Origin of the sequence: Anaerococcus degeneri (assembly GCF_017874475.1) — a bacterium.
Lineage (GTDB): Bacteria > Bacillota > Clostridia > Tissierellales > Peptoniphilaceae > Anaerococcus > Anaerococcus degeneri.
This window is the reverse complement of record NZ_JAGGLO010000004.1, coordinates 48,864-61,743: the sequence shown is the minus strand read 5'-3', so window position 1 is coordinate 61,743 and position 12,880 is coordinate 48,864. Positions and strand designations below refer to the sequence as shown.

14 protein-coding genes are annotated in these 12,880 nt (G+C 35.2%); all 14 read left to right on the top strand.

Annotated features, from left to right (window positions below; all coding sequences use genetic code 11):
- The first annotated feature begins 1 nt into the window (after position 1).
- The 14 genes from infA (at position 2) to J2Z38_RS05320 (ending at position 12,719) form a co-directional block, all read left to right on the top strand.
- On the top strand, positions 2 to 220 hold the full coding sequence (gene infA, locus J2Z38_RS05385; protein WP_209773414.1) for a translation initiation factor IF-1: 219 nt from the start codon (positions 2 to 4) through the stop codon (positions 218 to 220).
- Positions 221 to 346: 126 nt separating this feature from the next.
- Positions 347 to 460 (top strand): 50S ribosomal protein L36, encoded by a 114-nt coding sequence (gene rpmJ, locus J2Z38_RS05380; protein WP_209773405.1) that lies wholly within the window; start codon positions 347 to 349, stop codon positions 458 to 460.
- Positions 461 to 469: 9 nt separating this feature from the next.
- Positions 470 to 814 carry a 30S ribosomal protein S13 gene (gene rpsM, locus J2Z38_RS05375; protein WP_209773391.1) on the top strand — a complete coding sequence of 115 codons (345 nt, stop codon included), beginning with the start codon at positions 470 to 472 and terminating at the stop codon, positions 812 to 814.
- Between the two features lie 3 nt (positions 815 to 817).
- The gene (gene rpsK / locus J2Z38_RS05370) at positions 818 to 1,216 is read left to right on the top strand and encodes a 30S ribosomal protein S11 (protein ID WP_004826876.1); all 399 of its coding nucleotides are present in this window, start codon (positions 818 to 820) and stop codon (positions 1,214 to 1,216) included.
- Positions 1,217 to 1,229: 13 nt separating this feature from the next.
- Positions 1,230 to 1,823 carry a 30S ribosomal protein S4 gene (gene rpsD, locus J2Z38_RS05365; RefSeq protein ID WP_209773383.1) on the top strand — a complete coding sequence of 198 codons (594 nt, stop codon included), beginning with the start codon at positions 1,230 to 1,232 and terminating at the stop codon, positions 1,821 to 1,823.
- Positions 1,824 to 1,855: 32 nt separating this feature from the next.
- Positions 1,856 to 2,806: a DNA-directed RNA polymerase subunit alpha gene (locus J2Z38_RS05360; protein WP_209773372.1), complete on the top strand. Its 951-nt coding sequence runs from the start codon at positions 1,856 to 1,858 to the stop codon at positions 2,804 to 2,806.
- An 8-nt stretch (positions 2,807 to 2,814) separates the two neighbouring features.
- Complete coding sequence (gene rplQ / locus J2Z38_RS05355; RefSeq protein ID WP_209773370.1) at positions 2,815 to 3,156, top strand: 50S ribosomal protein L17; 342 nt, start codon at positions 2,815 to 2,817, stop codon at positions 3,154 to 3,156.
- Positions 3,157 to 3,418: 262 nt separating this feature from the next.
- Positions 3,419 to 5,407, top strand: a complete 1,989-nt coding sequence (locus J2Z38_RS05350; protein WP_209773367.1) for a hypothetical protein — start codon at positions 3,419 to 3,421, stop codon at positions 5,405 to 5,407.
- Positions 5,408 to 5,783: 376 nt separating this feature from the next.
- The gene (locus J2Z38_RS05345; RefSeq protein WP_209773365.1) at positions 5,784 to 7,880 is read left to right on the top strand and encodes a hypothetical protein; all 2,097 of its coding nucleotides are present in this window, start codon (positions 5,784 to 5,786) and stop codon (positions 7,878 to 7,880) included.
- Between the two features lie 215 nt (positions 7,881 to 8,095).
- The gene (locus J2Z38_RS05340; RefSeq protein WP_209773363.1) at positions 8,096 to 9,208 is read left to right on the top strand and encodes a PP2C family protein-serine/threonine phosphatase; all 1,113 of its coding nucleotides are present in this window, start codon (positions 8,096 to 8,098) and stop codon (positions 9,206 to 9,208) included.
- Positions 9,205 to 9,840: a deoxyribose-phosphate aldolase gene (gene deoC / locus J2Z38_RS05335; RefSeq protein ID WP_209773361.1), complete on the top strand. Its 636-nt coding sequence runs from the start codon at positions 9,205 to 9,207 to the stop codon at positions 9,838 to 9,840. Before J2Z38_RS05340 ends, deoC begins: the two co-directional genes overlap by 4 nt.
- 2 nt (positions 9,841 to 9,842) lie before the next feature.
- Positions 9,843 to 11,303, top strand: a complete 1,461-nt coding sequence (locus J2Z38_RS05330) for an alpha-amylase (protein ID WP_209773360.1) — start codon at positions 9,843 to 9,845, stop codon at positions 11,301 to 11,303.
- Positions 11,300 to 11,884: a ribonuclease H1 domain-containing protein gene (locus J2Z38_RS05325; protein ID WP_209773358.1), complete on the top strand. Its 585-nt coding sequence runs from the start codon at positions 11,300 to 11,302 to the stop codon at positions 11,882 to 11,884. Before J2Z38_RS05330 ends, J2Z38_RS05325 begins: the two co-directional genes overlap by 4 nt.
- 64 nt (positions 11,885 to 11,948) lie before the next feature.
- Positions 11,949 to 12,719, top strand: a complete 771-nt coding sequence (locus tag J2Z38_RS05320) for a gamma-glutamyl-gamma-aminobutyrate hydrolase family protein (protein WP_209773356.1) — start codon at positions 11,949 to 11,951, stop codon at positions 12,717 to 12,719.
- Positions 12,720 to 12,880 lie beyond the last annotated feature (161 nt).

Below are 12,880 nucleotides of genomic sequence, written 5' to 3'. Positions count from 1 at the left end.
AATGTCAAAAAAAGATGCTATAGAAGTTACAGGAGAAGTTGTCGAGGCAATGCCTAACGCAATATTTAGGGTAAGACTAGACAACGGACATGAAGTACAAGCTCACATATCAGGCAAGCTTCGTATGAACAGCATTAGAATATTAGAAGGAGATACAGTAACTGTAGAGCTATCTCCTTACGATCTTAGCCAAGGTAGAATAACTTGGAGACAAAAATAGTCCCATCATCTTGGGTGAAGGATTTGAAAAATCCTTATAAGTATAACTACCATTAGGCAAAGGACATTAACTTTTAATTTTAAAAGTTAGATCTAAAAAAGATATAAACTTAAGTTAGGAGCAAACATGAAAGTTAGAGCATCAGTAAAAAAAATGTGTGATAAATGCAAGATTATCAAAAGAAACGGTAAAATTATGGTAATCTGCGAAAATCCAAAACACAAACAAAGACAAGGTTAGGAGGGTTCAATGCCAAGAATAGCTGGTATAGATTTACCTAGAGAAAAAAGAGCAGAAATTGGACTAACATATATTTATGGTGTAGGAAGAGCAACTGCTAACGAAATATTAGAAAAAGCAGGAATCAATCCTGATACAAAGATGAAAGACCTTACAGAAGAAGAACTTGGTAAGATCCGTGAACAACTAGACCACTACACAATCGAAGGTGACCTAAGAAGAGAAATAAGTCTTAACATCAAGGCACTTAGAGAAAATGGTTCTTATAGAGGACTTAGACATAAAAACGGTCTTCCAGTAAGAGGTCAAAACACAAAGAACAACGCAAGAACAAGAAAAAGCAGAAAGGGTTAATAGATGGCTCCAAAAGGAAAAAAATCTACCAAAGGTAGAAGAAGAGTTAAAAAGAATGTTGAACGTGGCCAAGCTCACATTTCATCAACATTCAATAATACAATGGTAACACTTACTGATATGCAAGGAAACGCACTCTCTTGGGCAAGCGCAGGACAACTAGGCTTTAGAGGAAGTAGAAAATCTACTCCATTCGCAGCAGGTGAAGCAGCAGAAACAGCAGCTAAAATTGCAATCGACCAAGGCCTAAAAACTGTAGAAGTTTATGTAAAAGGACCAGGTTCAGGAAGAGAAGCAGCAATCAGAAGTCTACAAGCAGCAGGACTAGAAGTTACAATGATCAAAGACGTAACACCAATCCCACACAACGGTTGTAGACCACCAAAGAGAAGAAGAGTTTAATTAAGGAGATATTATGGCAGTAAGCAAAGATCCAGTATACAAAAGAGCGAGAGCTTTAGGAATTTCTCCAGCCTACCTAGGATACACAGGTTCTTCAAATAGAGCTCTTCCAAAAAGAAGAAGCAAACTATCTGAGTATGGTATGCAACAAAGAGAAAAACAAAAAGCTAAATTCATCTACGGAGTAAGCGAAAAACAATTTAGAGGCTACTACGACAAAGCAAGCAGAATGAAGGGTCAAACAGGTGAACAACTTATAATCCTTTGTGAAAGAAGACTAGACAACATAGCCTTCAGATCAGGCCTTGCTAGAACAAGAAGAGAAGCAAGACAAATCGTAACACACGGCCACCTACTCGTAAATGGTAAGCAAGTAGACATCCCATCTTATTTAGTTGAAGAAGGTGATGTAATCGAAGTTAGAGAAAAATCTAGAACAAAAACACTATTTAAAGCTATCAAAGAAGTAAATGCATCATTTGGTGTAGTTGAATGGTTAGATAGCGACATCGAAAATCTAAAAGTAAAAGTAGTAAAGTTCCCAACAAGAGAAGAAATAGACATTCCAGTTGAAGAACGTATGATAGTAGAGTTCTACTCTAAGTAGGATTAAGTAATAGTTAGAACTAAGGAGCTACCATGATCGATAAAATAGAAACTAATATAGAGATATTGGATATAAGGGAAGAAGACCACTACGGTAAATTTGCCCTATACCCACTTGAGCGAGGATATGGTACAACCATTGGAAACAGCATGAGAAGGGTGCTCTTATCATCCTTACCTGGTTCTAGCGTCTCAAAAATACTAATCGATGGAGTACTTCATGAATTTTCTATAATTGATGGAGTGGTTGAAGACGTTCCAGAAATAATCCTAAACATCAAAGGCCTAAATGTGAAAAAACATTCAGACGAAGATGTAACCTTATTTCTAGAAATTGAAGGACCAAAGATAGTAACAGCCAAAGATATAAAAGAAGATGCCTTAGTTGAAATAGCCAATCCAGAGCATTATATAGCAACAGTTAACGATAAAAGCAAACTTTTAATAGCTATGGATGTAACAAATGGAAATGGTTATAGGATATCTGAAGACAATAAAGATGAAAAAGATCCTATAGGAACTATCGCTATCGATTCATCCTTCACCCCAGTAGAAAAAGTAAACTTCACAGTTGAAAACACCAGGGTAGGAGAATCTACAGACTTTGATAAGCTAATTATAGAAGTATGGACAAATGGAACAGTAACTCCACAAGAAGCCCTAGCAGAAGGCTCATCAATCCTAATCGACAACTTCTCCTTCTTCAAGGAACTACCAGGAAAGACATTCCCACCAGAAGAAATCGAAGTTGAAGAAGAAATAGTTGAAGAAGACATAAACGAAGATCTAGAAAGAACAATCGAAGAACTAGACCTATCATTAAGATCATTCAACTGTCTAAAAAGAGCAGGCTTCAACACTGTGGCAGAAATAATAGCAGTTCCAGAATCAGAACTAAAGACAATCAAAAATTTCGGTAAAAAATCAATAACTGAAGTAATAGATAAAATCCATGAACTTGGATTTTCCCTAAAAGATGAATAGGAGGAAATATGGCAGGCAAAAGAAAACTTGGTAGAAGATCAGACCATAGAGATGCTATGCTTAGAAACCTAGTGGGTTCATTACTTGAACACGGTAGAATCGAAACTACCCTAACAAGAGCTAAAGAAACACAAAAAATGGCTGATAGAATGATAACCCTAGGTAAGAGAAACACACTTCACACAAGAAGACAAGCAGCAAGCTATCTTTACGAGCCAAAACTTGTACAAAAACTATTTTCTGAAATCGCACCAGAATACGAAGACAGAAACGGTGGATACACAAGAGTACTAAAACTAGGACCAAGAAGAGGCGACGGATCAGAACGCGCAATCATCGAACTAGTTTAATAAATAAAAGCCCGAAATTCGCGGCTGTGGGCTTATAGATTTATTTAGATTATAATTTAAATAAAGGACACCCCTTTTGGGGTGTTTTTTCTTTAGGAATTTTATGCTTATTTTACTTTCGCACCACCATAAGGCTAAGGTATATTTATTATAGATGTCTTTATATCAATGCTTATAGGGGTTGCTAAAAAAATCATCCTCTTTACATAAATTTAACAAGCAATATTTTATTATAGGAATATAAAATTTCAGGAGATAAAAAATGAAGAAAAAAATTATAATTACAAGCCTAGTGATGACATCGGTCCTGCCATTTATTGGTGGAATGAAAATTGCAAAAGCCGAAGAAGCAAAAAACCAAAGTGTAAAAGCAAAGTCAGACCTAGATCAAGCAAGGGAAAAACTAGAGGCTGCTAAAGAAAATAAGGCAAAATTAGAAAAAGAATTAGAACAAGCAAAAAATGATGCTGAAGTAAAACAAAAAGAAGCAGATAAACAAGCGGAACTTGATAAAATTGCACAAGCAGAAGAAAATATTAAATCAGATGAACAAATCCTTGCCAAAGATCAGGAAATAAAGGAACTAAATAAGAAAATTGAAGAACTTAAGCAAAGAGAAATAGAAGTAAATAATGAATTAGACGCGGCTGAACAAACATATGAAAATGCAAAACAAGCATATGAAACTGAAAAAGCTAATCCAGGCTCAACTAAGAACTTAACAAGCGAGCAAAGAGTTAATGATTTAAATAATCAATATGATATTGCTGAAGAACATCATGGAGATGACCAAAAGAAGAAAAAAGCACTCGAAAAAGAGTTGGAAAATCTAGAAAATGAACTTTTCAAAGCTTATGGTCAAAAGATGGGAATAGAAGAATTTTTCAAAGAATTTGAATCAAATCCAGCAAATATTAATATAAGAAATACTCCAGAATATCTAGAATTTAAGGATAAGTCCCTTGCTGAAGTCAAAGATATAGAAGATAAATACAATAATATAGAAAAACAAATAGAAAAAAAGAAAAAAGAAATAGCGGAAAATCAATATAGGCTAGAAAAAAGTGAGGCTAGTAGGGACGAGGAGAGCAATGCCTACAAAAAAGAAAAACTAGCAAAAGAATTTGAAGATAATTACACTACAGATGAAAAATTAGCTGAAAAGGAGCTAGAGAAGGCTAAGAATTTAGAACATGCAAAAAAACAATTTGATGAAATCAGCAAGGATATAGAAGGAGCTATAAAAAAATATGAGGCTTTAAAATCTAAAGAAGCTGACAAGCAAAAAGACTTGGAAAAATCATCTGCCCTAGCTAAGTGGTTAAATGATAAGGCTGCTGATGACAAGGATGGCTTTGCTAAAGCAAATAAAGAATTGTTAAGTAAAATAGCCCAAGGCCACGAAGATAGAAAAAATAAATTAATTCAAGATAAAAATAAAAATAAAGAGTCAAATGATAAACTTAAAAGAGAATTGGAGTACAAAATTGAAGCCGAGTATGGGGCTGCGAAAGATGAATACGAAACATATAGAAATTCTTTGGCGAGTATAAAAGAGTTAAGAGAGTTTGTAAAAGCTAAGAAAAATGGAAAGGCTAAAGAAATAATTTTACAATCCCTCAAGGAAAAACTTGCCCAAGCTCAAAATGATTTGGATAAGAAGAAAACAAAGCTTGAAGCAATAGGAAAAGAAGAACAAGCACTCTTAAATATGAAAAATGATCTTGGAGTTCTAACTGATAGCCAGATACAAGACGCAAAAGCTAAGGTTCAAAGTAAAAAAGCTGAGATTGAAAAAATTAAGAAAAATATAAAAGATATAGAAGAATCTGAAAAATTGAAAAATCTTAGAGCTATCAACTACCAAATCAAAGCCTTAGACCTACAAATAAAAGAACTCCAAAGGCAAATTAATATCCTAGAAAATGCTAGAAATAAGAATGAATCTATGAGGCCAGACTATAGGATAGGCGATATGGGTCTTGATAATATTTCTGATGATTATGATATTGACCTATCAAGCTTCAGCCTTGAGAAAATGGACAAGAAAGCTCGTCTAAAAAATTCCTACTTAAGGTTAAAGGGAAGTGTAAATAGGGCCAAGGAAGTCGTAACACTTGCAGAAAATTATGCAAAAACAGGCAAGATGGATGCTAATAAGAGGGCGAAGCTTGTCAAATTGATAGAAAAATTAAAAGTAAATATAGGACTTGTAGAAAAATATCTAGCAAAACTGGAAGCGTCTCTATAAAAATTAAAGGCTAAGGCTTGTAACTAATTTACGGCCTGGTCTTTTTATTTTGAGGATTTTAGGAATATTTATTTTACCTGGAGATCTTTAGGCGAAAACTTTTTATCTAATATCTATTTAGCAAGTTTAGGAGAGATTAAAAAATATCAACTTAACTAAAATTTAATATGACAAATTCTTTTATTGGGGGTATAAAAAAACAGGAATAAGGAGATAAAAATTCTTTCATCCTTAACACAATTTTAACAAGCTATATTTTATTATAGGAATATAAAATTTTAGGAGATAAAAATGGAGAAAAAATTTTTTTCATCCTTAACATAATTTTAACAAGCAATATTTTATTATAGAAATATAAAATTTTAGGAGATAAAAAATGAAGAGAAAAATTATAATTACAAGCCTAATGATGGCATCTGTCCTGCCTTTTATCGGCGGAATGGAAACTGCAAGAGCGGATGAAGCACAAAACCTTAATGAAAAAGCAAAGTCTGAATTAGACAAAGCCCAAGAAAACCTAAAAGCAGCCCAAGATGAAAAGGAAAATGCAGAAAAAGATTTAGCACAAGCAAATAAAGATGCAACAGATAAAAAAGCTAAAAAGGAAAATTTAGAAAATCAGCTTACAGCAAAGCAAAAAGAGCTAGAAGAAAATCAAAAAGTTCTTGAAAAAGATAAGCAAATCAAGAAAATAGATGAAGAGCGTGAGGCCTTGGCTCCAAAAATTGAAAAGGCGAAAAAAGATAAAGAGGCTGCTGAGGATAATTTCAATAAAGCAAAGTCTGCCCATGAGGAGGCGGAAAAACAGGCTGCTGATAAGGAAAAATTTGTCAAAGAAGATAAGACAGCAGAACTAAACAGGAAGTATGACGAAGCTAATAAACTTCTTAGCGAACAGAAAAATAAAGAACGTGACTTTCAAAATCAATTAAAAGAAAATATTGATAAGCAAAAAGAACTCGGTAACAAAAAAGCTGGAATCCAAGATGTTTTTAAGAATTATGAAAAGGAAAAATCTAACAAAGATAAAATAGAAAGTCAAGATTATAAGGATTTTAAGAGAAGCATAGATCAAGAAATTGGCTCAATTGATAAAGAAATCGAAAAACTCAAGGGTGAAGCTAATGGTATTAATAATGCTATAAATGGCATTAGCGAAGGCACAAAGAATTTCCAACAAGATAGGGATGATAAACTAAAAGTCAGGGAACAACACGAACAAGCCATAGAATTGCAAAAAAATTATGATGCCGGTAAGATAACAGACTTAAATAAACTTGTTGAGGAAAAAGAAAAAGAAAGACAAAAAGCAAAAAATGCATTAAATATTGAGAAAGAAAATAAAGAAAAGGCAGAAGCTGAGTATCAGGGCATATTAATACAAGAAGAAGAGAGGAAAAATGAAATTGCAAGATTAAAGGCGGCTGCTGAATTTTTGGATAAGAGATTAAAAGACAAAACTGATTCCTTTGTCAAGAAGAATGAAGCATCTTTAAGCGAAGAAAAAGCTTTCTACGAACAAAAATCACAAGCGGCTGAAAAATCCCTAGATTTGATACAAAAAGCTAAAAAAGAGAACGCAGAAGAACTTCAAAATAAAATTTTAGACTACAAAAATGAACAGGCTGCATTCGAACAAAGTGAAAATTTCTTAGAGGTAGCAAAGAATTTCAAAAAATTTATAGAGGATAAAAAGAATTCTAATTACGATCAAAAAGTAAAAGAATTAAAAAATAAAATGAATGAAGCACAAGCTGAACTAGCAAAGAAGGCCGCTATTCTTAATGAGTTAAGCCAAAAAGATGATGCCCTAGCTTTAGAGAAAAATAAGCTTGATAATACAAGTCCTTCAGATATCCAAAAAGCAAAAGAAAAGATTGCTGAAAATAGTGAAGAAATTGAAAAACTAAAAAAAGAAATCAAAGATATAGAAGAATCTAAAGAATTGGCCAAAGTAAAGAATCTTGAAAATAAAATAAAAGATTTAGACAAAAAGATAAGTGATATTAATGACCAAATCCAAAAACTCAAAAATTCTAAGCCTGGAAATCAAAATAAGCATGAAATTCCTAATCTAGAAAAACCAAGCTTAGAAAACCCTATAAAGGAAGAAGAATCTGAAGATGTTTGGAAGGGTCTTTCTGAAATGACTCTTGAAAAAATTGACGAACAAATTCGTCAAAAAAATATTCGTACAGAGTTAAAAATACAGTTAAATAAATATAACAAACTCATGGTTGCTGCCCAAAAATATGTTGAAAAATTCACACTTTCTAGGGATAAGAAGATGGATACGAAGTCTTATGATAAATTGAAGATGGATATAAGGGTGATTAAAAAAATCATAGATATCATAGAGAATCTTATCAAGACAGGAGACCTAAGCGACCAAGAAAGAATAGACTTTGTTAATATTATAAAAGAGCTAAAAATGAATATTGATCTTGTAGAAAAATCTTTAGCTCAATTATAATAAATCCTAAAATTAGGCTAAGGTACTGGTGACTTAAATCCAGTCCTAGCCTTTTTATTTTGGTAAATTTAATTTACTTTCATAAATTATTTACAGGTAAAGACCTTAAAATTAGAGGAAAAGTCTACTTTCGTTGGAGGATTTTGCCTAAAAACTTCGATTGAATTACTATATTAAAAAGATATAGTTACTATAAAGGCAGTAAAGGGGTCGCAATGAGGAAATCTTTTGATAAAAACCGAGATTTACAAGAGAATATCAACTTTTTTATCCTTAATTCCATGGATGATTGGGTGAGGATTATTGATGATTTTGGTCAGGTGACCTTTATTAATGATGCCCTAAAAGAAGCCCTAAAGAAAAGTCCAAAACTTAAAACCTATCTTGATGAAAATATAGACCTAATTATTTCAAACTCTAATACTTTGTCAAAGAGTGCGACTATGATTGAGGAAAAGCTAATAGATGGCAAGTATTATTCGATCAAATCAAGTCCAATTTATCTTGGCGAGACCTTTACAGGCACTATCGAAGTCTACAGGGATATTACAAGTGAGTCTATCCTCAAAATCGACCTTTATAATGCCAATAAGGCCATGCTTGATGATATACGTTTTGTAAGGCGTATCCAGTCTTCAATTCTCCCCAAAAATGGGACCTATGGCAAGCTAAGCCTGTCTGGGATTTATAACCCCGCAGATGATGTTTCTGGCGACCTTTATGACCTAATAAAAATCGATGAAAATAGGATTGCCTTTTATATAGCGGACGTCATGGGCCATGGGGTCAAGGCTTCGATTATGACTATGTTTTTGAAGGTGACTATGAGTGCGATTTTTGATAAGCACCCAGATTTTTCCCCAGGCCAGGTTTTCTTAAATCTTAGGAATAAATTTACTAAATTGCAGATTGATTCTAGCCAGTATTTTACAGCTTGGCTTGGGATTTTCGACTTTAGGGACGATAGCCTGGTATTTTCCAATGCTGGCCACAATTGTCCGCCACTTATCTATTTTAAGGAGAAAAACGAGGCAGAATACCTCCTTGCTAATGGGAGGATGATCTCAAATATAATCGAGCCTGACGAATATATAGAAAAAAGCCTAAACCTATCCTCAGGTGATAAGATATTATTTTTCACAGATGGAGCAATCGAGGCGAAAAACGAAGAGGGTAATGAATTTGGTCTTGAAAGGTTGAGGGAGACTTTCTCCAAGTCACGTGATTTGACCTTTGTTGATGATATAATCACATCCTACAACTGGCAGGCCATGGCAGATGATTTTACCCTTGCCCTATTAGAATATGAAAAGAAGGAAGAAATATGAAACTTAACCAATATATAGACCACACAAATTTGAAGGCTGATGCAAGTATAAAAGATATTAAAAACCTAGTTGATGAAGCTGTCAAGTACGATTTTTATTCTGTTTGCGTAAATTCAGCCAATGTTAAACTTATAAAAGATTACAACAAGGACGTAAGGATAGCCGCAGTCGTAGGTTTCCCTCTAGGTTCCATGGCCAAGGAAGCAAAAGTCTTTGAGGCAAAAAAAGCCATAGAAGACGGAGCTTGTGAAATTGATATGGTAATCAATGTTGGCAGGCTTAAAGACGGTGAATATACCTATGTTGAAGACGAAATCAGAGAGATTAAAGAGGCTATAGGCTCAAATGTCCTAAAGGTAATTATAGAAACTTGCCTTTTGACAGATGACGAAAAAATCAAGGTTTGCCAAATATCTGTAGCCGCTGGAGCTGACTTTGTAAAGACATCGACTGGTTTTTCTACAGGTGGAGCAACTGTTGCAGATGTGAAATTAATGGCAGAAACTGTTGGTAATAAGGCAAAAGTAAAGGCGAGCGGTGGTATCCACACCAGAGAAGAGGCCTTAGCAATGGTTGAAGCAGGTGCATCTAGGATTGGTGCATCAAAGTCAATTGATATTTGTAAGGAGTAAATATGGCCAATGAAGTAATGATGCAATCTTTTGAATGGGACACAGACGGGTCTGGAGATTTTTATAAAAAACTTTCAAGAGATGCTAAAGATTTAAAAAAAGCAGGCATTGACGCCCTTTGGCTCCCACCAGCCTGTAAGGGTGGAGGGGACAATGACGTAGGTTATGGAATCTATGACCTATGGGACTTGGGAGAATTTGACCAAAAAGGCACAATTAGGACCAAGTACGGAACCAAGGAAGAACTTATCAAGGCCATAGCTGACCTCCATGAAGCGGGGATAAAATCTTACGCAGATATAGTCCTAAACCACAAGGGCAATGCTGATTTTAAGGAAAGTTTTAAGGCCGTTATGGTTGATCAAAACAACAGAGAACAAGACGTGTCTGGTGAGATAGAAATCGAAGGCTGGACAGGTTTTGATTTTAAGGGCAGAAATGGCAAATATTCCGACATGATTTGGCACTACTACCATTTCACAGGCATAGACTACGATGCTAAGAGCGAAACTTCTGCCATTTATAGGATTTTGGGAGTTGGCAAGTATTGGGACGAGGACGTTTCCAATGAAAAGGGCAATTTTGATTATCTAATGAATTGCGACATAGACCACAACCACCCTGAAGTCCGCCAAGAGGTTTTTAAATGGGTTGATTGGTTTATTAAGGAAACCAAGGTCGACGGCTTTAGGTACGATGCCCTAAAACACATTTCAGGTGACTTTATTTACGAACTTTCCAAACATATATACGATAATATGGGCGAAAACAAGTTCTATCTATTTGGAGAATTTTGGCAATATAATACAGGCGCTATCGAAAATTACCTCCAAAACTCAGACTATAAGATAGATTTATTTGACGTGCCACTTCATTTTCACATGGCAGAGGCCAGCAAGTCCATGGGCGAATATGACATGAGAAAAATCTTTGACGGCACAGTTGTCAAGGAATTCCCAGCCCAAGCTGTAACCTTTGTCGATAATCACGATTCCCAACCAGGCCAAGCCCTCGATTCTTGGGTAGAAGACTGGTTTAAAGAAATAGCTTACGCTTTGATTTTATTTAGAAAAGACGGTTATCCATGTATCTTTGCGGGCGATTATTACGGCCTTATTGGCCCTGTTAAAAAAGACCCACTCAAAGATATGCTTGATAGGATGATGGCTGTTAGAAAGGCATATAACTACGGAGAAGAGGATGATTATTTCGACCACCCATCTGTAATTGGTTGGGTAAGGAGAGGAGACGAAGACCACAAACCTCTAGCAGTTTTAATTTCTATTAAGGACATGGCGGAAAAACAAATGTTTGTTGGCGAATCTGAAGCTGGAGCAACTTATGTTGACCTTTCTGGAAAAAATGAGGATATTATCATAGATGAAAACGGCAACGGCGTCTTTACAGTAGGACCTGGTCAGGTAACCTACTGGGCAAACAAGGAAAGCCTAGGCCAAAAATGAAATATTACGCAGTAAGAAAGGGCAGAAATCCTGGGATATATACATCCTGGGATTCTTGTCTTAAGGAAGTAAAGGGATTTTCAGGTGCAATCTATAAGTCTTTTAAAACCAAGGACGAGGCAGTCGCTTTTATGGAAGGGGCTGAAAAGAAAATCGAACTTGACGCAGACACCCTTGTCGCCTATGTCGATGGGTCTTTTAACTTGCCAGAAAAAACCTATGGTGCAGGTGTAGTCCTAATCAAGGATGGCGAGGAAGAATATTTCAAAAAAGCCTACACCGACTCCTACTACACCCACAGGAATGTGGCAGGAGAAGTAAAGGCGAGTGAGCTTGCCATAGACCTTGCCATAGAAAAAGCCTATAAAAAAATAATCATCCACCATGACTACCAAGGCATCCAAGCCTGGGCCGAAGGCGATTGGAAGGCCAACAACGACCTCACTCAGTCCTACAAGGCCTTTATAAATGATAGAAAAAAACAAATAGAAATCGCCTTTGTAAAAGTCAAAGGCCACTCAAATGACAAATACAACGACCTAGCCGACAGGCTTGCCAAGGATGCTTGTGGGATAAAATAGCTTACAAAAATTGTAGGGAAACATTTAGCCTTTCTTGTTATACTTATAATAAGGAGGGCTTTTTATGAGGAAATTTTTTAGATTTATTAGAAATCTTATCATACTTGGTCTAATAATTTTAGCGATATTTATTTTTATAAAATCAAATAAGAAGAAAGTTCTGGTGATTGGCACTAGCGAGACAATTGAGTCTACCTATTATGAAATTGCTAATAATTATAATTATGACCTTCAGATATTAACCGCAGTTCAGACAAATGAAGATACATCTAGAGATATTATAAAAAGTGTGGATGGGGTCATATTTGCAGGAGGAGCCGACTTTGACCCAGGCCTTTACGGATCAGATGCCTATGATCTCATAGAAGAGTATTCTACAGCCCAGGATAGGTCTGACCTAAACCTTCTAGGCCTTGCTATAGCAGAAAACAAGCCAATCCTGGGAATCTGTAGGGGTATGCAACTTATAAATATCTATTACGGAGGAAGTCTCTACGAGGACTTACCAAGCCAATTTGGGATTAGTATCTCTCACAGAGAAGGGTCTGATGGTTTTACTTATCATAGGGTAAACTTTAATGAATCTTCTAGGCTCTATCATAAATTGGGCGGGGAAAATTCTAGGGAAGTAAACTCCATGCACCACGAGGGCATAAGAGCTTTGGGAAACGGACTTCTTCCTACAGCCACAAGTGATGATGGCCTAGTTGAAGCCATAGAAAATCCCTACTACGATTCTTATATGATGGGAGTTCAGTGGCACCCAGAATATAGCCGGGGAAAATTTGATGAATTAACAAAAATAATTTTTGATGATTTTAGTAAGGCCTTATAGTAAGTAAATTTTTATATGAGAGTTTTAGGATATTATTAAAAAATCAAATCTTTATGCAAAAGATCTAGTCAGATGACTGGGTCTTTTACTTAATCTATAAAGGATAACTATTGTATAAAAATTAAATTATAGTATGAATGACAACTAATAAAGATTTTTAA